The sequence below is a fragment of the Pseudomonas sp. P867 genome (assembly GCF_019891455.1).
GTDB classification, from domain to species: Bacteria; Pseudomonadota; Gammaproteobacteria; order Pseudomonadales; family Pseudomonadaceae; genus Aquipseudomonas; species Aquipseudomonas synxantha_A.
Genome location: NZ_JAFLXB010000025.1, coordinates 1 through 24,849, shown reverse-complemented (window position 1 = coordinate 24,849; position 24,849 = coordinate 1). Strand labels below are relative to the sequence as shown.

The 24,849-nt window shown below is 62.0% G+C and carries 17 protein-coding genes; all 17 read right to left on the bottom strand.

Translation table 11 applies throughout. The features are described 5' to 3' along the window. Positions 1 to 314 precede the first annotated feature (314 nt). Positions 315 to 1,448, bottom strand: coding sequence for a sensor histidine kinase (locus tag J1G33_RS27515; RefSeq protein WP_032880919.1), 1,134 nt, complete (start codon positions 1,446 to 1,448; stop codon positions 315 to 317). A 157-nt stretch (positions 1,449 to 1,605) separates the two neighbouring features. Then, a complete protein-coding gene (locus J1G33_RS27510; RefSeq protein ID WP_032880922.1) occupies positions 1,606 to 1,845 on the bottom strand; it encodes a hypothetical protein in 240 nt (79 codons plus the stop codon). Positions 1,846 to 2,013: 168 nt separating this feature from the next. Then, positions 2,014 to 3,507, bottom strand: a complete 1,494-nt coding sequence (locus tag J1G33_RS28065) for a methyl-accepting chemotaxis protein (protein ID WP_223019157.1) — start codon at positions 3,505 to 3,507, stop codon at positions 2,014 to 2,016. Positions 3,508 to 3,687: 180 nt separating this feature from the next. Continuing rightward, positions 3,688 to 5,841 (bottom strand): TonB-dependent siderophore receptor, encoded by a 2,154-nt coding sequence (locus tag J1G33_RS27500; RefSeq protein WP_223019156.1) that lies wholly within the window; start codon positions 5,839 to 5,841, stop codon positions 3,688 to 3,690. A 146-nt stretch (positions 5,842 to 5,987) separates the two neighbouring features. After that, complete coding sequence (locus J1G33_RS27495) at positions 5,988 to 8,540, bottom strand: autotransporter outer membrane beta-barrel domain-containing protein (RefSeq protein ID WP_223019155.1); 2,553 nt, start codon at positions 8,538 to 8,540, stop codon at positions 5,988 to 5,990. Between the two features lie 250 nt (positions 8,541 to 8,790). Further along, positions 8,791 to 9,552 carry a PIG-L family deacetylase gene (locus J1G33_RS27490; protein WP_032880929.1) on the bottom strand — a complete coding sequence of 254 codons (762 nt, stop codon included), beginning with the start codon at positions 9,550 to 9,552 and terminating at the stop codon, positions 8,791 to 8,793. Between the two features lie 143 nt (positions 9,553 to 9,695). Then, positions 9,696 to 10,355 (bottom strand): glycosyltransferase, encoded by a 660-nt coding sequence (locus J1G33_RS27485; RefSeq protein WP_032880931.1) that lies wholly within the window; start codon positions 10,353 to 10,355, stop codon positions 9,696 to 9,698. Beyond that, positions 10,352 to 10,951 (bottom strand): SAM-dependent methyltransferase, encoded by a 600-nt coding sequence (locus J1G33_RS27480; protein ID WP_223019154.1) that lies wholly within the window; start codon positions 10,949 to 10,951, stop codon positions 10,352 to 10,354. The genes J1G33_RS27485 and J1G33_RS27480 overlap by 4 nt, the downstream gene beginning before the upstream one ends. After that, positions 10,948 to 11,706 (bottom strand): PIG-L family deacetylase, encoded by a 759-nt coding sequence (locus J1G33_RS27475; protein WP_032880935.1) that lies wholly within the window; start codon positions 11,704 to 11,706, stop codon positions 10,948 to 10,950. The genes J1G33_RS27480 and J1G33_RS27475 overlap by 4 nt, the downstream gene beginning before the upstream one ends. Then, the gene (locus J1G33_RS27470) at positions 11,703 to 12,701 is read right to left on the bottom strand and encodes an acyl-CoA dehydrogenase family protein (protein WP_223019153.1); all 999 of its coding nucleotides are present in this window, start codon (positions 12,699 to 12,701) and stop codon (positions 11,703 to 11,705) included. The genes J1G33_RS27475 and J1G33_RS27470 overlap by 4 nt, the downstream gene beginning before the upstream one ends. Position 12,702: 1 nt before the next feature. Then, positions 12,703 to 14,862 (bottom strand): glycogen debranching protein GlgX, encoded by a 2,160-nt coding sequence (gene glgX, locus J1G33_RS27465; protein ID WP_148853963.1) that lies wholly within the window; start codon positions 14,860 to 14,862, stop codon positions 12,703 to 12,705. Positions 14,863 to 14,983: 121 nt separating this feature from the next. Further along, on the bottom strand, positions 14,984 to 15,244 hold the full coding sequence (locus tag J1G33_RS27460) for a DUF2934 domain-containing protein (protein WP_005788027.1): 261 nt from the start codon (positions 15,242 to 15,244) through the stop codon (positions 14,984 to 14,986). A 23-nt stretch (positions 15,245 to 15,267) separates the two neighbouring features. After that, positions 15,268 to 18,018 (bottom strand): malto-oligosyltrehalose synthase, encoded by a 2,751-nt coding sequence (locus J1G33_RS27455; RefSeq protein WP_078821275.1) that lies wholly within the window; start codon positions 18,016 to 18,018, stop codon positions 15,268 to 15,270. Then, entirely contained in the window at positions 18,015 to 20,099 is a 2,085-nt protein-coding gene (gene malQ, locus J1G33_RS27450) for a 4-alpha-glucanotransferase (RefSeq protein ID WP_148853965.1), read from the bottom strand. Before malQ ends, J1G33_RS27455 begins: the two co-directional genes overlap by 4 nt. After that, positions 20,096 to 21,841, bottom strand: coding sequence for a malto-oligosyltrehalose trehalohydrolase (gene treZ / locus J1G33_RS27445; RefSeq protein ID WP_223019152.1), 1,746 nt, complete (start codon positions 21,839 to 21,841; stop codon positions 20,096 to 20,098). Before treZ ends, malQ begins: the two co-directional genes overlap by 4 nt. A 31-nt stretch (positions 21,842 to 21,872) precedes the next feature. Continuing rightward, positions 21,873 to 23,429, bottom strand: a complete 1,557-nt coding sequence (gene glgA, locus J1G33_RS27440) for a glycogen synthase GlgA (RefSeq protein ID WP_005788034.1) — start codon at positions 23,427 to 23,429, stop codon at positions 21,873 to 21,875. 473 nt (positions 23,430 to 23,902) lie between these two features. Then, the coding region (locus J1G33_RS27435) for a D-2-hydroxyacid dehydrogenase family protein (protein WP_223019151.1) at positions 23,903 to 24,849 on the bottom strand (947 nt) is incomplete at its 5' end.

Here is a 24,849-nt window from a genome sequence, read left to right as displayed (position 1 = left end):
TCCAAACAACCGATCAGCCAGTTGCCGGCCTCGCTCCAGCCCTTGCGTCGTCAACCAAATCGACTTGTTCTTGTTGACCGGGTTCAGAATATAACCATGCCGGTCAGTTAAACGTAGATCTCCTGTGGGAGCGGGCTTGCTCGCGAAAGCGGTGGGTCAGTCAACACCAATGTTTGCTGGGCCGACGTCTTCGCGGGCAAGCCCGCTCCCACATTTGATCTGCGCTGCTTTGAGCATTTCGTTCGCTTAACTGACTGGTATTAGGGCTTGCCCCTTCCCATCGGTTCAGGGTCGCGCCGAAGCTGTGTTGATACCTAGGCTATCGAATTGAGGGGAAGCCGCACATGAAACACCGTGCCGTGTTCGGTATCAGAGCTGACCTCAATCGATCCGCCATGGGACGCGACGATTTCCGAGGCGATGAACAGGCCCAGGCCCAAGCCTTCTGTGGGGCCGTGATTGACGGCAGTACGCTGAGAGAAGCGGCCCATGGGGTTGAAGATGAACGGCAGCACATCCTCAGGTATCGCCTCTCCACTGTTGTGCACGGAAAATACCGCGAAATCTTCCTGTAACTCCAACTCGACCTGGATAGGCCGCGTGGTGTCGCCGTGCTGCACGGCGTTGCTGACGATGTTCGAGAACACCTGCTCCATTCGGGCGCCGTCGAACTGGCCCGACGCCTGGGTCTTCGAATCGAACAGGATGATCGCTTCAGGATGAAACGTGCGGATTTCTTCTACGACACGCTGGCAAAGCGGTGAGAGATCTATATCGGCCGTTCTGACCGGAATGCCCGGCCCCATCTGGCAGCGGGTCAGGTCGAGCAAGTCGCCGACGATCTTGCTCGCTCGACGCACACTGGTGTAGATCTGGTTGGCCACTTTGTTCGCCTTGGGGCCTGCATCCTGGGAGCGCCGCAGCACGTCGGCACCCAGCAGGATCGCGCCGAGCGGCGTGCGCAGGTCGTGGCCGAGGATGCCCAGAAACACGTTGCGCGATGCCTCGACCGCGCGCGAATAGCTGGCGATGGACTCGGCGAGCGCCTGGTCAATGGCCTCGTGGAAACGGGTCATGTCGTCAACGTTGATCGGCGTGCCGTCCTTGATCTGGCGCATCCACTGGCTGACCACACTGGTGCGCAGGGCGCGGTATTCCGACACCATCTGATCGATGGTGAAGCCGGCCATCAACCGCGTGATGGCGTGGATTTCTGCCGCGGTCTCCTGCTCCTCCGCGGGGGCCAGGCCCTGGGCCTTGGCGATTTGCTCTTGGCGGGTCTGTTTGGTTCGCAGGTCGCTGACGATGGCTCGCAACATCTGCTCGGCATGGTCGCGCAGCGCCACGCTGTCGAGGTCCTCGCCCGGGGTGTCGAGGGTTCTGGCGAAATCTTCCCAGGCTTGCAGAATCGGTTCGAGGTGCTCAAGGATGAAATCGGCCAGGCGCATGTCTGTAATCCTGAAGGGTAGGGCACAAGAGCGAGGCTGCGCAGATGCAGGGAAATTCCCGGCAGTGTAGGAGGTTGTTCGCAGCTTTAAAAGCGCGGCCGGGGGTAGCGATAGCATTGATCCACTCTGCGTGCCGACAGAGTTCATCCCGCTGACGCTAAAACCCGAGTGTCAGCGACCTCAGCTTGCGCTCTACAATGCTGTCAAAATGGCTTGCCAGTTGCTCACAGCGCTCGGATGTCAGCCCCTTGCAGCAGGTTATTCCCAGAACAAACCCCTGGGCTTTGGCCCCCCCTTTTACTGCAAGAATCATCGACCCCGCGAGTTCGATCTCGCGAAGGAGTCTGTCAGCCTGTCGCTTTATGGGGCCGGGCAAATCGTTGAAGGCTTCTTTCATGGCTGTCTCCGCAGCATTCATTACACACACACACGCACACACAAGGCATCTGAGGCGCTATCGGTCTCTTGAAAGCATCGACCGAAAGACGGTGCAGGAGTTTCGCTGTGTGCGAGCGGAAGGCGATGATGTGCAGCGAAAAGCCTCACGGGGAGCGTACCGGCGCATTCAAGGATGAAACCTGCGCCCCAATGCATCCAGGCGCACTGCAATCGGCGGCAGGCGTTCGCTGCTGCGGGCCAGGGTTTCCACATCGTCGGCAGTGCTTTGGGCGATGCTCTGCACCGACTGCAAGCGCTCGACGATCTCCAGGTTGGCCGAGGTCTGCTCGCGGGTGGTCGCGACGATGCGGCCATTAAGTTGATCGATATGCGCAATGTCCTCGCCGACCGCCCGGAGCATCTGCACCGCCAATTGGCTGTCTTGCACGCAACGCTCCACGCCTTCGCGGCTGGCTTGCATGGCTTCGACGGCCTCGCGGCTGCCATGCTGCAGGCCCTCGATGATGGTTTTGATTTCCTGGGTGGAGAGGGCGGTGCGCTGTGCCAGGCTGCGCACTTCGTCGGCGACCACGGCAAACCCGCGGCCTTGCTCGCCGGCGCGGGCGGCTTCGATGGCCGCGTTGAGGGCCAGCAGGTTGGTCTGGTTGGCGATGCTGCTGATCACTTCCAGCACCGAGCCGATTTGCTCGGCCTGCACGGCCAACGATTGCACGGTGGATTCAGTGCCGTTGATGCGTGAGGCCAACTGGCTGATTTCAAGCTGGGCGCGGCCGACGCTCTCCTGGCCGCGAACAATTTGCTGACTGGCTTGGCCGGCGTGTTCCACGGCTTGTTCGACTTGCACCGTAATGTGGCCCATGGCGTCTTCCATGCGCTGCATCGAACCGTTCATTTCGCCGATCTGCACCAGTTGATGCCGCGCACCTTTTTCCAGGGTGCCACTGGCGCAGGCCAGTTCCTGGCCGAGTTGCCCCAGGCCGTGGGAGTCGCGGGCGACACCGTCGATCAGGTGAGTCAGTTGTTGCAGGAAGTGATCGAAGCGCTTGGCCAGGGACACGCGCACCTTGTCTTCACCCTGCGCGCTTTGCTCGGTGAACTGTGAAGTTACAGCGAGCATCTTCTCAAGCATTTCCTGGCTTTCGACAGCTTCCGCCTGGCTGTGGACCGCCAGGTACAACAGGGCCACGGTTTCCATCAGCACATAGAAGGCGTGGACGAAGATCATCGTCCAGCCGCCGTGATGCTCCATCACAAACACCGGCAAACCCTGGTGCTGCAGCGCATGGAACACCAGGTGGTGCACGGCGATGGTCAGCGCCGCCACCAGGATCGGCAGCCAGTCACGGTAGAAGGTCAACACCGCCAACAGCGCGAAAATGCCGAAGTGGGATTCGATCACCCCGTGTGCCTGATTGATGTGCAACGCCGCCATCACCATCAAGCCGGCGCCCAGTGCGCAACGCATCACGCGGGTGCCGCCGATGACACGGTAGAGAGCCGTCAGCACCATGCCGGTGCCGCCACCGACGATCAGCGCCTGGAGCAAGGTGTCATGCCAGAACGCCAACCCCAGGGAGAACAGGAACATCAGCCAGATCAATGCCAGCATGATGCGGTCGGCCTTGCGATAGTGCTCCTGGAAGCGTGTGCGAAGGGGCATTCACGGTTACTCCATGTAGTGATGCCAGCAACCAAGCATGTGGCGTGCCACGATGGCCGCTGGTCGATAGCAAGTCAGGTGCAGCGTTTTTTACCGGATCAGATCCGGCAATCGGTTATCGGCAGGCGGGAAGGGGACTTGAGTGGAAGGGCGCAGGCCCTCCCACGGTACAGGCTGGAATCAGAAGCTGTACTTGGCGGTCAGCATCATGTTGCGTGGGCTGCCATAGGAATCGCCGCCATAGTCCACATCGTTGGAAATGGACTGGTAGTACCGGCGATCGAAGATGTTGTTGGCATTGACTTGCAGGTCCAGGTGTTGGTTGACCCGGTAGCCGGCCATCAGGTCGGTGACGGCGTAACCGCCTTGCTTGAGCCGGTAGGTGCTGCCATCGGCCAGCTTGATGTCGTTGTACATGCGGCTCTGCCAGGAGATGTTGCCGCCGACCCGGAGTTTTTCCAGCGGGCCCTGGAAGTTATAGCGAGTGGTGACTTTGAACAGGTGTTCGGGGGTGTCGGTGTCGAACTGCTTGTTGACCTTCTGCGGGTTGGCGTCGTCCTTGATGGTGTGGGTTCGCGCGTAGGTGTAGCCACCGCCGACTTGCCAGTTCTCGGTCAAGGCACCTTGCAGTTCGAAGTCGATGCCCTGGCTGCGGATTTCCCCCGAGGCCTGGTTGCAAGAGGCCTGTGGGCAGTTCGGCACAACGATCTGCACGGCGCGGTTTTCCTGGTCAACGCGGAACAGCGCCACGCTCGCATTCAACGCGCCCCCCAGGTATTCGCCCTTGAGGCCGATTTCATAGTTCTTGCCGACGATGGGCTTGAGCGGGGTGCCGGCAGTGCTCTTCTCTTTCTGTGGCGTGAAGATGTCGCTGTAGCTTACATACACCGAGTGCTGGTCGTTCAGTTCGTAGATCAAGCCGGCGTAGCGGGTGAGGTTGCGGGTAACCTTGTAGTCGCCGTCGCCATCACGGTTGTCATAGTCATACCAGTCCAGGCGCCCGCCAAGGATCAGCTTCAACGGGTCGGCCAGGCTCAGGCGCGAGGTCAGGTAGAAACCGTCCTGGGTGGTGACTTCACGGGCGTTATTGGTGCGGGTGAAGTTCGGTTTGCCGGCATTGATCGGCCAGTTCATTTCATACGGGCTGTAGTTATGAGTGGTCATGTCGTAGATGCGCTTGCTGGCGCCCACCACCAGCTCATGAGTGCGCCCGAACGCCTCGAACGGGCCGCTGGCAAAGGCGTCGACGCCGGCCTGGTTTTCATCATAGCGGGCCTGATACACCGTGCGGGCGAGGGTCTTGTTCGTCCAGCGCGATTGGTAGGAGCCGGAGAACAATGCGTCCTGTTCGGAATAATTGGCGTTGACCTGCAGGCTCCAGTCATTGGCCAGGCGCTGGCGCAGCTCGGCGAACACCGTGTTGATTTCCTGGTCTTTGTTTTCCCAGTCGGTGCCGGGGTTGTAAGAGCGCGACAGGTCCAGGTGACGGCCATCCAGGCCGACCATCGAAGCCCCCCAGAAGTAGTTGGTCTTGTCCTTCTGGTTCGAGTAGCCGAGGGTGAGAGTGGTGTCTTCGCTCAGGTCGGCTTCGGTGACGGCGTAGAACAGGCCGTGATCCTGCTCGGCCTTGTCGATAAAGCTGTTGGCGTCGCGGTAGGACGTGACGACGCGACCGCGCCAGGTGCCACTGGGGTTGAGCGGGCTGGAGGCGTCGAATTCGCCACGGTAGTCATCCCAGCTGCCGGCGGCGCCGGTGAGGGTGACTTTCTGTTCGTCCAGGGGCCGCTTGCGGATCAGGTTGATGGCCGCCGAGGGGTTCCCCGCGCCGGTCACCAGGCCGGTAGCGCCGCGCACCACCTCGACGCGGTCGAACATCGCCAGGTTTGGCTGGGCGCCCACCGACGCGCCGTTGTAACCGCTGGGGATACCGTCATACATGAGGTTGTCGATGTCGAAACCGCGAGCGGTGTAGCTCTGGCGGCCAGGCCCGTTGGAGTAGTTGAGGAACAACCCGGGCGTGGCGTTGACCACGTCGTTGATGCTGGTCATGGCCTGGTCATCCATGCGCTGGCGCGTAATCACGGTGACAGCTTGTGGGGTTTCACGCAGGGTCAGCGGCAGTTTGGTTGCAGTCTTCATCGAGCCGGTGGTGTATGACTCGCTGCCTTCAGTGGTTGCGCCAAGCTGCTGGCCCGACACCTGGGTGGCGCCCAGCTCAATGGTGGCCGGGGCTTCGGCGTCGGCGGCCAGGGCCGCTTGTGAGGTTGCTAGGCAGATCGCCATCGCCATTGAGCTGGGTGAAAAAGCGTTGCTGACGCGTTGTTGCACAGACATGGATATAGGGCTCCCAAAGGCCATCCGTGGCGAATAAAAAATCTGTTGATAATTATTCGCATCAGTGTGGCAGATCCAAGCTCTGGGAAAAAGTCTTACACGGCCGTGTAGGAGCGAGCAAGCTCGCTCCTACAGCGGTTTCTGGGTCAGAAATCCATTCTTACGCCGAGCGTCCCATGGCGACCGTTGAAGCTATTGCTGTCCAGGTTGCGGTCATAACCGACTTCACCGTACAGGCTGATGCCCTGGGCAACTTGCAGGGTTGCCCCGAGGCTGGCATCCATCGTGGTGGATTTCTGTTCGGTGTCTATACGCGTCACATCGTTGAATATCACACTGTTGTCCCCAGCGCTGGAATGCCAGACATTCGCACGCACATAAGGCTGCAGCGGCAGGCCATTAACGGTGTAATCGCCGCGCAAGCGCACACCCAGGCGCGTAGTGACGTTGGTATCGGCGTCATAGGAAACGTGGGAAATACCGTCGTTCTGGCTATCGAGCTTGGTTTTGCCGACGATCAACTGCGCCTGGGGCTCCAGAATCCAGCGAGCACTCAGCGCGAACGGCCAGCCCACTTCGGCGGAGGCGGTAACGTTATGCCCGCGGGTTTTCATCTTGACGCCACGCGCTGACTCGTTGTTGCCATCAAAGCGGGTGCCCATCAACACCAGGTCAAGATAAGCCTGGTTGGCGCCGATCAGTGTCCAGTAGACCCCCAGGCTATCGCCGCGCAAGGTGGTTTTGCCGGCGTCCTTGTTCTCCCAGCCGCCGTTGAAGCCTTTTACATTGCCTTTGAGGCGACTGTGACCGACAAAGAACCCAAGGCGCTGCAACAGGCCGTTGTCCAGCAGGCTGGCGAACACATCGGTGCCGACCTGGAACCCTGTCAGCGAACCGTCCAACGTAGGGTTGACCGCACCGGCGAGACTCTGGCGGCTGCTGCTGCCGTAGACCCGGCCCCAACCTGCCGGCATGACGCCGGTTTGCTGTTGCCGGCTCTGATCGCCCATGCGCTCGTGATACGTGCCGAGCATGCCCTGCACGATTTGCTGCGCGGCAGGAAACAACACAGAGTACAGCGGTACTTCGGGGCGATAGATCGGGACCTCCTTGTCAGTGGGGTTAGACGGCAGGGGCGGGGTTCCAACCACCGGCTCAGGCACTGGCGTGACCGGCCCTTCTGGTTCGGGCAGCGGTGTGACCGGAATCGTGGAGCGCAGGTAGTAACTCTGCTCGGTTCCAGCCGTGCCCGCGCCTTTGAACAGGTAGTAGTCAAACGCCCCGGCCGTTACCGTATTGCCCAAGGTAAAGGCAGTGCCAGGCCCGCTGGCGCCATTGAGCGCCTGCACTACCTGGATGCCGTCTTGCAACGTCGCCGCGCCGGCGCCCCCAAGGTTGGTAATCAACAGGGTGGTGTTGCCCTGCAGTGTGCCGTTGCTGACCACCAGTTTGTCGCTGGCCGAGTCGTCTGCTCCCAACACGGTTTGCAGCGCCAGACGCCCGCCGTTGCCGGTGTAGTTGCCGTTGATGGTCAAGGTGTCACGGGCGGTGGTGCTGCCAGTGACCATGTCGAGGGTGCCGCTGTTGGTCACGTTGACCAACTGGCCGGCGGTAAACGGATTGATCCCGCCCGTGTTGACCAGCAGCGAACTGGTGCTATCAATGAGCAGGGCGCCGGTGCCAGTCTCGCTGTCCCCCAGAGTCAACGTCCCGCCCAGGTTCATTTGTGAGCCGTTGTCCAGGCGAATGCTTTCCCAGTTGGCAAACAGGCCGGGATCAGCGGTTTTGGTGTTGTCCAGGGTCAAGGCGTCAATCCCCACGCCACCATCTATCAGTTGCGCCGCCGCCACTTGCTCAGCCACCAGCCCCTGAAGCAGCGCCGTATCGTCGCCGGCCCCCATTAACACGGAGGAATGCAGGTTGCCGCCGGACCAGATAAATTCATCGTTACCGAAGCTGAGCAACACTTGCCCGTTAACCTCACCACCGGAAATGATCACCTGATCGTCACCGCCGCTGACGCTGATATTGCCGCCCACGAACGCGTTGTTTGAAATCAGGATGGTGTCTTTGCCGAAGCCGGTCACCAGGTTGCCGATGATCCGGCCACCAGACATATCGAACCGGTTGTCATCGAGTTTCATGTTGACCCGGCCGATGGTGCCGCCGGTCATCGTCGCATCGTCGCCGTCGTCGAAGCCGCCGGTGATGGTGCCTGCTCTCATGTTGAAGACGTCCAGGCCGTCGCCCTGTTCCAGCGAGGCAATGGTGCCGCCGCGCATGTCAAAACGGTCGATCCCCGAGCCCTGGTTGACAGCGCCTGCCTGGCCCCCGGAAATCTCCACCACATCAGCGCCCGCGCCTTGGCTGATGGATCCGGTGATACTGCCCTGGTTGAGCTGGAAAATGTTATTGCCATCACCCTGGTTGAGGTTGCCATCGATGCCCGCGCTCGGGCCGTTGACAACCACGTGATCATTGCCGCTTCCAAAGATCACATTCCCGCTTACTCGACCCGTGGCGGTGAGTTCGAGGGTGTTGTCGCCGCCGGTATCGGTAAAGCCCGGCGCGGTGGCGCTGTCACAACTGGAGGTGTCGTTGCCTGGCGTGTTGTTGACCGTGCACGCTGCATACGAGGCAAACGGCGATGCCGTCAGAATAATCGCTGAGTACAACAAAGAAGTTATCCGTGTGCGCATGATCCGTCCTCGCTTGAGCACAATGATGTCCCGTCGCCCGGTACAGCGGGCGCGGTTCAAAACCATGGCAACAACGAACGCGATACGGATCAGGGACTACGAGTTACCTGCATCTGAAAACACCGGGCAATGCAATGGGTTGGCATGGCTTTCTCGACTGCACCTCAACTGGCGCAGCACTTGTCGCACCTTAGTTGCAGATCGAAAAGGCCGCCACTGTAAAACCTGACAGGTATAGACGAGCCAATGCCTAGGTGAACACGATCTCGTAGGGTTCGCGCATACGCTCAAGCAACACTTGGGCGAGCATGGGCGGCAAGCCTATCTGCGGGTCGCCGACCAATTGGCTGGCATAGGCATGGGCGGCGTGCAGTTTGCGCGCCACGCTCCAGGTGTCCAGGCGCACCTTGCGTGCGCGTTGCCAGGGAATCACCGCACCCTCGCGTGCCGGCCAATGCCAGGCCCAGATCGCCAGTTCATACAGGCGCGCGCCCACCAGGCTACAGGCTTTTGCACTCGCCCGACCGACTGCATCGTGGTCGTCATTACCGTCATTGCGCCAGGTGGTAAACACCACGTCTCCAGGTTGCAAGTAGCGCGCAATGAACTGGCTCATCGGCTGCTCGTGGGCAGCTAGCGCGTCGTCGCAAAAACCACCGCGAATCCATTTGAGGCTGTGCAACGGCATACCGAGGCGGCGCAAGGCCTCGGCGCTTTCCTGGGGGCGCACCACGCTCAAGCGCCTGGCCGGCCACACCTGGGAGCCTGGATGGCTGGCGCTGCCATCGGTAATGGAGATCAATTTCAGCGGATGCTCGCGCGTGCTGAGCAGTTGCAGCAAACCGCCGCACGCCAGGACTTCATCGCCAGGGTGGGGCGCTATCACCACAACCCGGGCACCGGGCGGCACCAGGGTAGCCAGTGCGATGCAGGGGATTTGCGCCAACTGCGGCGCGCTGTTCCAGATTTGCGCGGGGCCGCGACGGCCTTCGCTTGAGGAGGCAGGCTTCATGGGGTGTCACGTCCTTGTCGGTGGGTAATGCTCTTGACTTCAGCGCAGGCTCCGCTGCGGTGAGTGCACGGCATTCCAATCCTGGGATGCTATGCAAGGCACTCTCAGCATAGACAAGGATGTGTCACAGGTTTGTCGTTTTTTTACGAAACCATCATCAGGCTTTTCAGGTAATCGCCGAAACCGCCCTGGGCGCGGCAATCCAGGCGTGCGCTGGTGACCACTTGCGGCGCATGGCTCCAGGCAATGGAAGCACCGCAACGTTCCAGTTCGCGCACCAATTGCACATCCTCGTGGCACGCCAGCGGTTCAAAGCCGCCGGCCTGCACATAGGCACTGGCACTCACGCCCAGGTTGGCGCCATGGATGTGCCGATGGCCATCACGCGCCTGGTAAGCCTGGTGATAACGAATCTGCGCCGCGGGGTCAAACCCCTCACTCCAGGCGTCCACGGTCACGGTGCCACACACCGCATCACAGCCCAGGGCCAGTTGAGCCACCAACCAGTCGGGGGCCACGCGGCTGTCGGCGTCGGTACAGGAAATCCAGCGCGCACCCTGGTTCAACAAGTGCCGTGCGCCGACGCCTCGGGCTCGCCCTACGTTGCGTGCCTGCACCTGGACGCTTTGCACATCATGCGCCTGGGCGATCGCTGCACTGGCATCGCTGCAACTGTCGAGCACTACCAGGATCTGCACCGTTTCCCCGTGCAACCCCGGATGGTTGGCGGCGATCTGCGCAGCCCTCAGGCAGTCATCCAGCAGCGCTTCTTCGTTGTGCACCGGAATCAAGATGCCGATCATCGCAACCCCTCATGGCGCGCGACCGAGGTGCCATCGCGGCTCCACAAATCGAGCAGAAAATCCTTGTCATGGTGCTGTACCAGCGGTGGCATACCCAGTCGGTGCTGGAGCAGGGCGTGCACCTGTTCGGCGGTTTGCGGGCAACCTTCAATGGGCGGGCGCCAGTGGCAGGCCAGGAGTTGGCCGTTATCGGTCAAAGCGGCGAGGGCGCAATCGATCAGACGATTCAGATCATTTACATCAAGGTAGTAACAAAGCTCGCTCAACACGATCAGTTCGAACTGACCCGCGGGCCATTCCTGGGGCAGCCGGCGCTGTTCTACATGAGCATGAGCAAACGCGGTCAGGCGCGCCTGTGCCAGTTGCACGGCGGCGCTAGCGGTGTCGCAGCACAGCAGGCGCTCACAACGGGTCGCCAGTTCGGCGCTCAGCTCGCCGTTGGCACAACCAGGCTCGAAGATCGAGGCATAGCGCGGTCGGGTCAGCACGGCCAGGGTCAGTGCGCGCTTGCGTTGTTCGTACCAACGCTGACGAAACGCCCAGGGGTCGTCGTTACCAGCAAACAGTTGATCAAAGTACGGGGTGGCCACACTCATACAAACACCACTTCAAAAGGTTGCAGCAAGCGTTCCACTACGTAGGGTGCCAGCACCGGCGGCAGGCCGACCTGCGGGTCGCCCTCCAACTGGCTGGCGAACGCGTGGATCGCGTGGCGTTTGCGTGCCACTTGCTCGGGCGTCAATGCAATCTTGCGCGCCCGATGCCAGGGCACCCGGTGGTCTTCGGCAGTCGCCCAGTGCCAGGTCCACACTGGCAGTTCGCACAGGGTGGCGCCGACAGCCTGGGCCGCTTTGGCGCTGGCACGGCCCACCGCTTCGTGGTCGCAATGGCCATCCTCGCGCCAGGTGGCGAACACGATGTCGGTGGGTTTGAGGTGACGCTGGATGAACTCGCACAGTTGGGCTTCGCGCTCGGCCACCTTGCTGTCGGTAAAGCCGCCGCGCAGCCACTTCAAGCTGTGCAACGGCAGGCCCAGGCGGTGCAGGGCCTGGGCCGACTCCTGCGGCCGCACCACGCCCAGGCGTGCCACCGGCCAGCGTTTGGAACCGGGATGGCTGGCGCTGCCGTCAGTGACGGAGATCAACAGGATTGGGCGCTCCAATACGGCCAGACCTTGCAGCAGGCCACCGCTGCCGAGCACTTCATCGTCCGGGTGCGGTGCGATGATCACCGCGCGGTGCCCCTGCGGTACCAACTGCGCGGCGCTGATGTGCGGCAACTCGGCCAGCCGTGCCGAGGTTTGCCAATGATTGAGTGGGGTGCCCTGGCCGACAATCGGATTGGGTTTCATAACTGCCACCGTCCCGAGTCGTCGCCGGTGACCAGTTCGCCGAGGGCAGCCAGGTCGCGTTCGGCATGACTTTGCCGCACATACACCGGCAAATCTGCCATCAACCGGGCAAAGTGCGGGTCTTTGCAGTAGGGGCCGGCGCCTACCGCATGGCCGACATGACGCATGACCTGCTCGACGGTGTCTTCAATACATGCGCGTGCCTGTTGGGCCAGTTGCCTGGCATCGGCGCGAGGCTCGCGATCTATCTGCTCGGCGCTGGCGCGTAGTACGCAAGCGGCGCTGTTCAGTGCGCTGTCAACTGCCCCCAAATGGGCCAGCGCATGAGGCTCCGAGCGTTGCGCACAGTGGGTGCGCAGCGCTTCGCCCAGGCGTTGCGCGCCGCCATACCAGCACGCGGCGATGCCGACTCCACCCTGCCAGAAACCGGGGCGCGACAGGTAATCACCCGGCCCGCCCACCGCGATACCCCTGGCCGCGTTGAACAGAACGTCAACGCTGCCGGTGGCAGCCATGCCTACCGCATTCCAACCCTCGTCCGACACCGTGACGCCGGGTTGATCCATCGCCACGGCCACCAGCTGCTGCCGATCATCCTCGTCCCAGGCAGTCAGCAAGCCGTGGCTGACCACCGCCGCGCCGGAACACCAGGCTTTGCGTCCATCGACGATCAGCCACTGACCGTCGCGCCGTACGCGCACCTTGGCTGCGGGTGGTTCGGCCGCCCACATGCCCCACGTACTGCCAAGCGGCGGCGCGGGGCTGTCGAGTTCGGCCATGATCGCCAGCGCGTCGGTATGACCTTCGAACAACTTGCACAGGCGCAAGTCATGGCCGGCCACCTGGGCCAGCCGACTGAAGCGGGCCAGGGTTGCGCCGCTGCCCGGCAGCGGCAGTTGATCGAGGCCTTCTTCCTGAAGTGCCTTCAGTGCCGTACCCAGGGCGTATGTATCCGCGTAGCCCCGGTAGCCCTGAAGGAAACTGTGCAACGCCATCTCACACCTCGTCTTCACGCTGCAGTTCAAACAACAGCAGTGAGCGGCCGGTCACGGCGTACTCATGCTCAAAGTCAAAACGCTCCTGGCCGCGTATCGCCGGCTCATTGGTGTCGAGCATGCACGTCCAGAACTCACCCTCCGGCACCGGCGGCAGGCGGAAATTGACCATGTCATGGTGGGCATTGACCACCAGCAACAGCGTAGCATCGGCACCCGCCCGGCGGATCCCGGTTTCCTGGGCGCGGCCATCCATCAACATGCCCAGGCAGCGACCCTGGCTGTCTTCCCATTGCTCGGTGTTCATTTCGTTGCCATCGGGCGCCAGCCAGGTGACGTCTTTTACGCCGATGTCTTCGTTGTAGTCGCCGACCAGGAAGCGTCCACGACGCAGAATCGGGTAGGCCAGGCGCAGCTTGATCAAGCGCTTGACGAACTTGAGCAGGGCCTTGCCGTCATCGTCCAGGTCCCAGTTGACCCAACCGATTTCGCTGTCCTGGCAGTAGGCATTGTTGTTGCCGTGCTGGGTGCGGGCGAACTCGTCACCGGCGACGATCATCGGAGTGCCCTGGGCCAGCAGCAGGGTGGCGAAGAAGTTGCGCATCTGGCGCAGGCGCAGTGCGTTGATCTCAGGGTCGTCGGTCGGGCCTTCGACACCGTGGTTCCACGACAGGTTGTTATTGCTGCCGTCCTGGTTGTTTTCGTCGTTGGCCTCGTTGTGCTTGTCGTTGTACGAGACCAGGTCGTGCAAGGTAAAACCGTCGTGAGCGGTGATGAAGTTCACCGAGCTGTAAGGCCGGCGCCCACGATGGTTGAACATCTCGCCCGAGGCGGTCATGCGCCCGGCAAAATCCGCCAGTTGGCCGTCGTCGCCTTTCCAGAACGCACGCACGGTGTCGCGGAAGCGGTCGTTCCATTCCACCCAGCCTGGCGGGAAGTTGCCCACCTGGTAGCCGCCGGGGCCGCAGTCCCAGGGTTCGGCAATCATTTTCAACTGGCGCAGCACTGGATCCTGGCGGCAGGCGACCAGGAAGCTGTGGCGTTCGTCGAACCCGTCGCGGTAGCGGCCCAGAATGGTTGCCAGGTCGAAGCGGAAACCGTCCACATGCATCTCGGTGGCCCAGTAACGCAGGGAGTCGGTGACCATTTGCAGCACGCAAGGGTGGCTCAGGTCCAGGGTGTTGCCGGTACCGGAGTCGTTGATGTAGAAGCGCTTGTCGTCGGGCATCAGGCGGTAGTAAGAGGCGTTGTCGATGCCGCGCATGGACAGGGTCGGGCCGCGCTCGTTGCCTTCGGCGGTGTGGTTGTAGACCACGTCCAGAATCACTTCCAGCTTCTGCTCATGCAGGTGCGCGACCATTTCCTTGAACTCGGCGATCTTGCCGCTGGCCAGGTAGCGCGGGTCGGGGGCGAAGAAGGCAATGCTGTTGTAGCCCCAGTAGTTGGTCATGCCTTTTTCCAGCAAGTGCTGGTCGTTGACGAAGGCGTGCACCGGCAGCAGCTCGACCGAAGAGACGCCCAACTGGCGGATATGTTTGAGCACGTCGTCTTCCATCAAGCCGGCGCAGGTGCCGCGCACGGACTCGCCCACCGAAGGGTGGCGCATGCTGATGCCGCGCAGATGGGTTTCATAGATGATCGTGCGGTCCCAAGGCACCCGTACGGGTTGATCGTTGCCCCAGGTGTGTGCCGGGTCGATAACCTTGCACTTGGGCACGAAGGGTGCGCTGTCGCGCTCATCGAAGCTGAGGTCGTCATCCGGGTGGCCGATGGTGTAGCCGAACAGCGCCTCCGACCATTTGAGTTCGCCCACCAGTTGCTTGGCGTAGGGGTCGATCAGCAGCTTGTTGTGGTTGAAGCGATGACCATTGGCCGGGTCGTACGCGCCGTACACGCGGTAGCCGTAGATCAGCCCGGGGTGGGCGTCGGGCAGGTAACCGTGGAAGATCTCGTCGGTGTATTCGGGCAGTTCGATGCGCTCCAGCTCGACTTCGCCGGTGTCATCGAACAGGCACAACTCCACTTTGGTGGCGTTGGCCGAAAACAGTGCAAAGTTGACGCCCAGGCCATCCCAGGTGGCGCCGAGCGGGAAGGGCAAACCTTCACGAATCCGCGACGGTTCATGATCCGGCGTCGCTGTGGTGTTCTCGGGTCTGCTCATGGTGTTGCTCCTGCAAGGGGTCTTTTCTCGGGCCGAACGCGGCCGTGCTGACGGTGTTTCAGCAAAGGACATGGACGAAAAAGGGCCTGCAGCCTGGGATAACGGCTGCAGGCCCGAGAAATCATGGGGCGGGTGGTTTTGGCTTCTTCGGGGCGGTCGGTTTCTTCGCCGCGGGCTTGGCGGCTACCGGATTGGGTTTGGCGGCCGCCTTGGGCGCGGTTTTCGGCTTGGCGGCAGGCTTGGGCTTGCTGGGCGTCAGCGCCTCGGCTTCGGCCAGTTTGCGCGCCATCTCCCAGTGGCGATCGTGCGCACCGTCCGGCTTGCCTTCAGACTCCCAGATCTGATGCGCCAGTTCGCGAATACGTTTGTCTTCTTTACTCATCACAAACTCCTCACAGAAAATGTTCAGCTTTCTTGATTATCAGGATTGATAAAGACATTGACCGGGAGATCCCCCAGGGCAGCGCTGATCAACAGCTCCTTGTTGGGTGTGACTGCGCCTGTTTGAAAAAGTCCCTTCCAGTTTTGTGTTGTGGTGGCGAACGGTAATTTCACCCGGGTATCGCCCCACACCTGCGCATTGATGTGGGGAAATACACCGTTTTCCAGCAACGGATAAGGCCAGCGCGGCACCACCACCAACAGCTGTTGGCCCTGGTGCTCACGGTAAAACGCAACCACGCGCTCCGCGTGCCGACCCACCACTTCGAGCGGCGTATAGCTGCCTTTGCGAAACAGCTCGGGACAGGCTCTGCGCGCGTTCAGCACCTGGGCGATCAACGCTTGTTTGATACGCCCATCGCGCCAGTTGAACAACAGCTCACCGATGTCGGGTGGGGTATCCAGGGCACGCTGGCGCGCATCGAAATCCACCGGGCGTCGGTTGTCCGGATCCACAAGGCTGAAGTCCCAGAACTCGTCGCCCTGGTACACATCCGGTACACCCGGCACGGTGAGGTGAAGCAAAGTTTGCGCCAGGCTGTTCAGAGCGCCGGAGGGGGCGATGGCTTGAGCGGCGCTGTCGAGCGCATCGCGCAGCGCTTGGCCGGCCTCGCTGAGCAGTAGACGCTTGAGGAAGCGCTCGACACCCTGCTCATAGGCTTCGTTGGGCGCGCTCCAGCTGCTTTGTAACTTGGCTTCGCGCAGGGCTTTCTGTTGCCATTGCCAGAGCCGTTGCTGGTAAGCCTCAAAGTCCGGGTTGTGCTCCAGCGGCCAACTGCCGAGCAGCACCTGATACAGGATCAGCTCATCACCCGCCGAAGGGCTGTCGGTACCCTCGCGCAAGGGCGCGGCGAGGTTGCGCCAGTGTTCGACCTGTTCGGCATACCAGGGCGCGCACTCGCTGAGCACCGCCAGGCGTGCGCGGGTGTCTTCGCCGCGCTTGTGGTCATGGGTGGCGGTGGCCAGCAGATTGTTCGGGAAGGTAGCCAGGCGCTGTTGATTGGCCTGGTGAAAATCTGCCAACGGCGCACTGAATTGTTCGGTACTGAAGCCCACGTCGTTACGCGACAGCAATACGGCCGAGCGATAGAACGCGGTGTCTTCCACGGCCTTTGCTGCGGCGGGTGATGTCAGCTGCTGGAAGCGCACGCAGGCATGTTTGAGGATCTTGCGCTCACGGCCCACCGGGCGATTGCGCCAAGGCTGGCCGCCCAACCATTTTTCCAGGTGCTCAAGCACCGGCCAGTCGCCTTCGTTAAGGGTACTGCGCGCACCGTCCATGGCCTGCTGGAACACTTTGTCGTCGGCGGTGCTGCGGCCCCTGGCACTGATGTAGGTGCGGTACACCGGGAAATGCACAATCAGCTCCTGCAAGGCCCGACGGATCGCACCCAGGGTCAGGTCGCGGGTCATCACATCATCGCGGGCCACTTGCAGCAGGGCCTGGGCCACGCTTTCGAAGTCGCCGCCCAACGAGCCATTGAGGATTTGCTGGCGCGCCAAGCGGGCTTCGTCGATAAACGCCGAGGGCCGTTCGCTGTGGCGCGTCCACAGGTCGGCCAGCGGAGCAAAACCGTCAGGATGGTGTTGCAGCAACGACAGTTGATTCATGAATTCGTAGCCAGTGGTGCCGTCCACTTGCCAGTCTTCGCGCAGGGTTTCGCCTTCGCCGAGGATCTTCTCCACGAAGATCGGCAAATGGCGCTGTGGCGACAGCGCGTCCACGCGGCGGCGCAGTTTGCGGCAATAACCACGTGGGTCGGCCAGGCCGTCGATATGGTCGATGCGCAGGCCATCGATCAAGCCCGCGCCGATCAGCTCGAAAATCTTGCCGTGGGTGGCTTCGAACACTGCCGTGCGCTCCACGCGCAGGCCGCCCAGTTCATTGACGTCGAAGAAGCGCCGCCAGTTGATGTCGTCTGCGGCGGTGCGCCAACTGGCCAGGCGGTAGGTCTGTTGCTCAAGCAGATGATGCAAGCGCTCGAAACCCTCAGGCTGGCGACCATCGAAAGCGGCCAGCCGTTGCTTGATGGCCGGTAAGACCTCGGTGGCGCGTTCGGTCAGCGCCTGCTTGAGCCTAGCGGCTTCGGTGTAGGCATCGTCCTGATAGGCGAGGGCGGCGAAACGCTCGGCCAGCGGTTTGAGCACCTCATCGCCGCCCAGGATCAAGGCGTAGTCCCGTGGGCAGATCGGGAAGCGATGCTCGTAATGCTCGGCGTAGAAGCTGCCGTGAGCGGCGTCGAACTTGAGCGTCAACGCTCCGCTCTGCAAGGCTTCGCCGTAATCGCTGCCCAGGAACGGCATCAGCAATTGGCCTTTGAGCAACGGGTCGGGCGAGTGCCACTGGATGTCGAAAAACTCGCTGTAGGGGCTCAAGCGCCCCCATTCCAGCAGGTCCAGCCACCAGGGGTTATCCGCGCCACCCACGGCCATGTGATTGGAAACGATATCCAGGATCAGGCCCATGTTGTGTTCACGCAGGGTGGCGACCAGGCGACGCAATGCTGCCTCGCCACCCAACTCCGGGTTGACGCGGGTGGGGTCGACCACATCGTAGCCATGCATGGAGCCGGCGCGGGCGCTCAGGAGCGGCGAGGCATACAGGTGGCTGATGCCCAGTCGGGCAAAATACGGCACCAGCGGCACCGCATCATCGAGGGTAAAGCCTTTATGAAATTGCAGGCGCTGGGTGGCGCGCAGGGGCAGTACGTTCATCGGTCACGCTCATAGGCTTGGTTGCGCGCCACGGCCAACAGTTCGAGGCGGCGCGCAGCACTGTCGTGGTCGAGCAGGCTGGCGGCCTCGCCTGGCAAGCGTCGGCGCCAGTTGGGGTGGGTATCGAGGGTGCCGGGCAGGTTGGCTTGCTCTTCGATGCCCAGCGCGTCCTCCAGCGGCAGCAATACCAGTGGCGCACGGGTGTGGCCGAGGTAGCGCACGCTGGCGTCGATCACGTGATCGGTGTCGTTGCGGATCTCATCGACAAAGTTCTGCGGGTCCTGGCTCAAGGCCTGACGCAGTGCATGACGTTCGCGCAGACGGTGTTCGCTCCATTGCTCCACGGTGGGAGGGTCGATCAGGTCGAGCTGGATATTCCACTCGATATCACGGCTGTGCCACCAGCCATTGAGGGTGGGCAGGTCGTGGGTGCTGGTGGTGGCCAAGGCGTTGTCGGGCCAGTCAAGAATCGGCGTGAACCGGCCTTCGTGGTCCTGTTCGAACAGCAATACGCGCATACCCAGAATCGAGCGGGCGCTGAGCTTTTCACGCAGGCCCTCGGGCACCGTACCCAGGTCTTCACCGAGGACGATGGCCTGGTGGCGGTGCGATTCCAGCGCCAGCAAACGCAGCAGGTCGTCCACGGGGTAATACAAGTAGGCGCCTTCGCGGGGCGAGGCACCCAGGGGGATGACCCACAGGCGTTGCAGGCCCATCACATGATCGATGCGCAAGCCACCGGCATGGGCGAAGTTGGCCCGCAGCATTTCGATAAACGCACGGAAGCCATTGCGCTTGAGACCTTCCGGGGAGAAGGCGGAGATGCCCCAACCCTGGCCTGCACGGTTGAGAATATCCGGCGGTGCGCCAACCGTGAGGTCGGCCAGCAGTTCATCCTGGCGACTCCATGCCTGGCTGCCGCCACCGTCGGCACCCACCGCCAGGTCGGCAATCAGGCCGATGCCCATGCCGCTGCCACGGGCGGCCTGTTGCGCGCGCGCCAGGCTGCGGGCGATCAACCATTGGGTGAAGGCAAAGTAGCCGATCTCATCGCGGTTTTCTTCAGCAAACTGCGCCAGCGCCGGGCTCTGCGGCGTGCGCCAGTCTTCGGGCCAGTGGCGCCAGTCGAGCTCTTCGCCGGCGGCGGCACGTTGCGCTTGCACGGCTTCGAAGCGGCAGTGGTTTTCCAGGGCCTCGCCGCCGGCCTGGCGGAAGCTCTGGAAGTCGGCATGTTGCGGATGTGCGCCGTGGCGGAAGTCCTCATACAGCGCACGCAGCAGGCGTTGCTTGGCCTTGGCGGCGGTGGGCCAGTCGATCAGCGTGAGTTGCTCCAAATCCCGCAGTTCGTCGGTCAGGCCGACGGCCTCGGTAGCGTCGCGCACTTCACGCTCGCCAAGGATGCAGGCGGGCGAGGCGTACAGGCTGTTGAGAAACAGGCGGCTGGACGGTGAATAAGGGCTGAAACGTTCGGTGTCGGCGCTGAACATTGCGTGCATGGGGCTGATCGCCACCGCGTCGGCACCGCGCTCGGCCGCCGAGCGCACCAGATGCTCCAGGGCCAGGGTGTCCCCGAAGCCACCATCGCCGCGGCGACGCAAGGCATACAGCTGGGCGCTCAAGCCCCAGGCGCGAGCGGGGCGGCTGTCCACCGCGTCGGCCACGCTGTAGCAGTGGCTGGGCGCAACGGCCAGGGTGAAGGTTTGCCCATCGATATGCACCTGGTGGTAGCCGAGGGCAATCACCCCGGGCAGCACCGCATTGCCGTCCAGGCGCAGCTCCAGGGTTTCACCACCTTCCAGGCTGACGCGACACGGGGTGTCCGGGGCGAAGTAGCGCGCCAGGTCCAGGCTTGCGCCGCTGTCGATGGTGATCAAGGGCGGCAGGTGCGTGTCTTGTTGCACCTGCTCCAGTTCCTGCAGGCTGGCGTCGATCTCGGCGTCGGTATCGGCCGGGTGCCCCAGCCCTTTGAGAACGGCGCGCAAGGCTTCGGGCTGCACGTGTTGCGGGCGACCGTTGGCATCGATCCAATCGACGGCCAGGCCCGCGCGACTGGCGAGTAGTTCCAGGTTCGCTTCGCTCAAAAGTGTTCTCCGGCAGGTGATAAGCAAACGCGTGCGCTCAACGGTGGTAACTGCGTACCTTGCTGGGCAGGCGTCTGGAAAATGATGGGGTGTGGCGCGGGGTGATCCAGAGGCTGTTCACTCAGGTTCAGGTCGATTTGCAACAGGCTGCCGTTGCCCAGGCGCCAACGCGCCGTGACAGCTCCTTCGGCCATCACCTGCGCGCCCAAGGCCACAGTGCCCGGCAAGTGCGGCACTAGGTGTTGGTGACGCAGGCTCAACAGCTGACGATAGAGCTGGGTGTGCTCGTTCTCGACGAAAGAGGGTGCCGATTGCACAAAGGTTTCCAGTGCATTGGGATCGGGAATACGTTCGCGTTGTTCGGGGTCGTGAAACGCCGCGAAATCGGCGAACTCGTTGCGCCGGCCTTCGCGCACCGCCTCGGCCAGTTCGCCGTGATGGTCGGTGAAAAACAGAAAGGGTTCGGCCGCATTCACCTCATCGCCCATGAACATCAGCGGAATCATCGGGCTGAGCAGCAATAGAGCCGTCGCCGCGTTCAGCGCCTGGGGCGAACACAGTTGGTGCAGGCGTTCGCCCAGGGCGCGGTTGCCGATCTGGTCGTGGTTCTGCAAAAACGCCACGAAAGCGCTGGGCGGCAGATCCGCGCTGGGTTCGCCGCGTGCATGGCCGTGGCGGGTAGTTTCGCCCTGATATATAAAGCCCTCGCCCAGGCAACGCGCCAGTTTGGCGGTGGGCTGTTCGGCGAAGTCGCTGTAATAGGCGTCGGTTTCACCGGTCAGCAGCACGTGCAGCACGTTATGAAAGTCATCATTCCACTGGGCGTTGAAATCTTCCTTAAGCAGGCTGGCCTGGTTCAGCTCGTTCTCCAGCACCAGCCACACGTGCCGGTCGTCGTGCACCTGCTGACGCACGCGGTGCGCCAGCTCCTGCAAGAACCCGGGATTATCGATGGCGTGTACCGCATCCAGGCGCAGGCCGTCGAAGCGGTATTCGAGCAGCCACATCAGCGCGTTATCAAGGAAGAAATCCCGCACCTCACGGCGTTCGAAATCGATACCGGCGCCCCAGGGGGTATGCACGTCCTCCTGGAAGAACCCCTTGGCGTACTGGCCCAGGTAATTGCCATCGGGCCCGAAGTGGTTGTAGACCACATCGAGCATCACCGCCAAACCACGGGCATGGGCCGTGTCGATCAAGTGCTTGAGCTGTTCGGGCGTACCGTAGGCGGCGTGCGGTGCGTAGGGCAGCACGCCGTCATAGCCCCAGTTGCGTTCACCGGGGAATTGCGCCAGTGGCATCAACTCGATCGCAGTGATTCCCAGCTCAGCCAGGCGTGGCAGGTGTTTCTCGATTTCGGCGTAGCCACCCATGGCGCCCACATGCAGTTCGTAGATCACCGCGGTGTGCCAGGGGCGACCTTGCCACTGGGTATTGCGCCATGGGTAAGCGTTGGGGTCGACCACTTGGCTCCAACCGTGCACGTCCTGGGCCTGGGCCCTGGAAGCGGGGTCGGGAACCGCGTTTTCCCCATCGATGTTAAAGCGGTAGAGCGTGCCGGCAGGGCAGGCTGCTTCGACTTCGAACCAGCCATCCGCCTGGGGCAGCAGGGTGATGGATTTACCGTGTTGCAATTCAACGCTGACATAAAAAGCGTCTGGCGCCCACAAGGCAAAACGCGTGTGTTGCGCGTCCAGCATGATTGCGCCGTGGGGCCAGGTGTCCAGAGTCCGTAACGGCATCTATGAAGACCTCCCGGGTTGGTTCAAGTGGCTATTTGGTTGGTTTCCCCAAGGCCTTGGCCACCAGTTGTTCGTAGAGCTCGGCGTAGGGTTCAACCGCCTGGCACCAGTTGAACGGTTGTGTCATGGCGCGGCTGCGCATGGCGTTGAGCAGGCCGGGGAAGGCGAATACCTTGAAGGCACGGCGCAGGGCTTCTTCGTAGCTTTGCACCGTCGACTCATTGAACAGGAAACCGGTGACGCCATCTTCAATGGTGTCCGCCAGGCCACCGGTGTTCCGCGCCACCGGCAACGAACCAAAGCGTTGCGCGTACATCTGGCTCAGGCCGCAAGGTTCATAGCGCGAGGGCATCAACAGGAAGTCGCTGCCGGCAAACATGCGACGGGCATCGGTCTCGTTGAAGCCGATGCGCACGCCCACCTGGCCCGGGAAGCGCAGCGCCAATTCGCGCATGGCCTGTTCCTCTTCGGGTTCGCCACGGCCGATGATCGCGATCTGGCCACCGTTTTCGACGATAAAGCCGGCGACCGCTTCAGTCAGGTCCAGACCCTTCTGATAAACCAGGCGTGACACCACGGCGAACAGCGGGCCGTTGGACGCGTGCAGTCCAAACAGCTCGCGCACATGGGCGGCGTTTATCGCCTTGCCTTCCCAGTCGCCGATATTGAAATTGTGGGTCAAGTGCGTATCGGTAGACGTTTCCCAGCTTTCGTCGATGCCGTTGGGAATACCGCTGAGCAAACCTTGTTGAGTCTTGCTGGCAAGAAAGCCATCCAGGCCACAGCCGAATTCCGGCGTGGTGATTTCCTGGGCGTAGGTGGCGCTCACGGTGGTGATGTGGCTGGAATACGCCATGCCCGCCTTGAGGAACGACATCTTGCCGTAGAACTCCATGCCTTCCTGCTGCAGGGCGTGGGGTGGGATGCCTAGTTCGGGCGTCGACGCCAGGCTCACCACACCCTGATAGGCCAGGTTATGAATGGTGAACAGTGTTGGCGTGCGTGACCCACGCCAGTGCATGTACGCCGGCGCAAGGCCCGCGGGCCAGTCATGGGCGTGCACCAGGTCGGGGCACCAATGGATCTGTGCCAGGTTGGCGGCCATGTCGGCGGCGGCCAGGCCCAGGCGGGCGAAGCGAATATGGTTATCCGGCCAGTCGCGGCCGTTATTGGCGCCGTACGGCGTGCCTTCACGCTCATACAGTTCGGGGCAGATCAGCACATAGATGACCAGGCCGTCCGCCAGGTCCATACGCCCGATCTTGCAAGGCGGCAGCGCCGCGTGGCCGCCCAGCTCACCGACGATATGAATCGGGTTGTCGCTTTCCATCACTTGCGGGTACCCGGGAATCAGCACCCGCACATCGTGCAAATGCGCCATGGCGCGGGGCAGGGCGGCGGACACATCGCCCAGGCCACCGGTTTTCACCAGGTCGGCGAACTCGGAAGTGACGAACAAGACTTTCTTTCGATTCGGATTCTGACTCACGATCGGCCGCACAGTGTTGGGCAGGTCGACCAAAGACGTTGGCCCCCCTACCGGCTGACTAAAACGCTCTCCCTGAGTATCTACTGCGGCACTGATCATAATGCACTCCCATTTGTTGGTTCGCTAATGGCCCGCTGCCATCAGCTCCAAGTGGCCGCATCCTGCGGCCAGGCACACCAGCGCTATACAAGCTGGCAAGGCGTATGCCAGTTGCAACGTCGGCTGGAAAAGATTGGATGAACGGGCATTCGGCGTGAAACGCTCGTGCACGTCCTTACCTAAAACTTGACCTGAGGCGGAGTTGGAAAGTTTAGATTTTTTGCGGGGTTTTTGTTTTGGAACGGACCCATCGGTCATGAGTCTAGGCCAGATCCCAGAGCCTGCAGGGTTTAGCGCGGTTTTTTGTAGGACAAAATAAATCTAACGATATGCAGCGTGTTCTCTGTAGGAGCGAGCTTGCTCGCGAAAGACTCACAGACGCCGCGTTTATTCAAGAAACATGCTTTATCGTTGACGATTTTCGCGAGCAAGCTCGCTCCTACAGGAAGGCAGGGCCGCACCTTTTTGATGCGTCAGCCCAGCACGCGGATGGGCACGCCATCGGCCCAGGCCTGAATGTCTTCAATCATCTGTTGATAGAACTGCCGGTAATTGTGCTCACTCACATACCCCACGTGTGGCGTGGCCAGCACATTGGGCAAGCGGCGAAATGGATGATCAGCCGGCAGCGGTTCCTGGGCATACACATCCAGCGCCGCCCCGGCCAGGCGGCCACTGCTCAATGCCTGCACCAGCGCCTGCTCATCCACAATCGGCCCGCGTGCGGTGTTCACCAGGTGCGCCGTGGGCTTCATCCACGCCAGTGCCTGGGCATCCACCAGCCCACGGCTGCGCTCACTGAGCACCAGATGGATGGTGAGGATATCCGCCTGTTCAAACAACTCGCGCTTGCTGACCCATGTCACGCCTGCTTCAGCCGCCCGTTGCGGCGTGAGGTTTTCGCTCCAGGCGATCACCCGCATACCGAATGCCTGGGCAAACGTCGCGACTTTCTGGCCGATACTGCCCAGGCCGAGCACGCCCAGGGTCTTGCCATGCAGGTCACCGCCCAGGCCCATCTGCCATCCGCCTGCGCGCAGCGAGTTGGCTTCGGCCAGCAGATTGCGCGTAGAGGCCATGATCAGCGCCCAGGTCAGTTCCGGCGCCGCATGTTTATAGCTGTCGGTGCCGTACACCTGGATACGCAGGGCCTTGGCGGCGGCAATATCGATGGCAGCATTGCGCATACCGCCGGTGACCAGCAATTTTAGCTTGGGCAGCCCTTGCAGCAAGGCCTTGTCGAAGGTGGAGCGTTCGCGCATGACGCAAATCACCTCGAAGCCCTTCAAGCGTTCAACCATTGTCGCCGTATCAGCGGGGTAGTCGTGGAGAAAATGTACCTGGCCCACGCCGTCCAGCGCCGACCAATCCACCACGTCACTGGCGACGTTCTGCCAGTCATCTATCACTGCGATCTGTA

What these genes read in the sequence shown, in the direction of transcription:
- J1G33_RS27515 (WP_032880919.1), bottom strand. Translation starts at nt 1,448, where the DNA reads ATGCGCCTGGCCGATTTCATCCTTGAGCACCTCGAACCGATTCTGCAA.
- J1G33_RS27510 (WP_032880922.1), bottom strand. Translation starts at nt 1,845, where the DNA reads ATGAAAGAAGCCTTCAACGATTTGCCCGGCCCCATAAAGCGACAGGCT.
- J1G33_RS28065 (WP_223019157.1), bottom strand. Translation starts at nt 3,507, where the DNA reads ATGCCCCTTCGCACACGCTTCCAGGAGCACTATCGCAAGGCCGACCGC.
- J1G33_RS27500 (WP_223019156.1), bottom strand. Translation starts at nt 5,841, where the DNA reads ATGTCTGTGCAACAACGCGTCAGCAACGCTTTTTCACCCAGCTCAATG.
- J1G33_RS27495 (WP_223019155.1), bottom strand. Translation starts at nt 8,540, where the DNA reads ATGCGCACACGGATAACTTCTTTGTTGTACTCAGCGATTATTCTGACG.
- J1G33_RS27490 (WP_032880929.1), bottom strand. Translation starts at nt 9,552, where the DNA reads ATGAAGCCTGCCTCCTCAAGCGAAGGCCGTCGCGGCCCCGCGCAAATC.
- J1G33_RS27485 (WP_032880931.1), bottom strand. Translation starts at nt 10,355, where the DNA reads ATGATCGGCATCTTGATTCCGGTGCACAACGAAGAAGCGCTGCTGGAT.
- J1G33_RS27480 (WP_223019154.1), bottom strand. Translation starts at nt 10,951, where the DNA reads ATGAGTGTGGCCACCCCGTACTTTGATCAACTGTTTGCTGGTAACGAC.
- J1G33_RS27475 (WP_032880935.1), bottom strand. Translation starts at nt 11,706, where the DNA reads ATGAAACCCAATCCGATTGTCGGCCAGGGCACCCCACTCAATCATTGG.
- J1G33_RS27470 (WP_223019153.1), bottom strand. Translation starts at nt 12,701, where the DNA reads ATGGCGTTGCACAGTTTCCTTCAGGGCTACCGGGGCTACGCGGATACA.
- glgX (WP_148853963.1), bottom strand. Translation starts at nt 14,862, where the DNA reads ATGAGCAGACCCGAGAACACCACAGCGACGCCGGATCATGAACCGTCG.
- J1G33_RS27460 (WP_005788027.1), bottom strand. Translation starts at nt 15,244, where the DNA reads ATGAGTAAAGAAGACAAACGTATTCGCGAACTGGCGCATCAGATCTGG.
- J1G33_RS27455 (WP_078821275.1), bottom strand. Translation starts at nt 18,018, where the DNA reads ATGAACGTACTGCCCCTGCGCGCCACCCAGCGCCTGCAATTTCATAAA.
- treZ (WP_223019152.1), bottom strand. Translation starts at nt 21,841, where the DNA reads ATGCCGTTACGGACTCTGGACACCTGGCCCCACGGCGCAATCATGCTG.
- glgA (WP_005788034.1), bottom strand. Translation starts at nt 23,429, where the DNA reads ATGATCAGTGCCGCAGTAGATACTCAGGGAGAGCGTTTTAGTCAGCCG.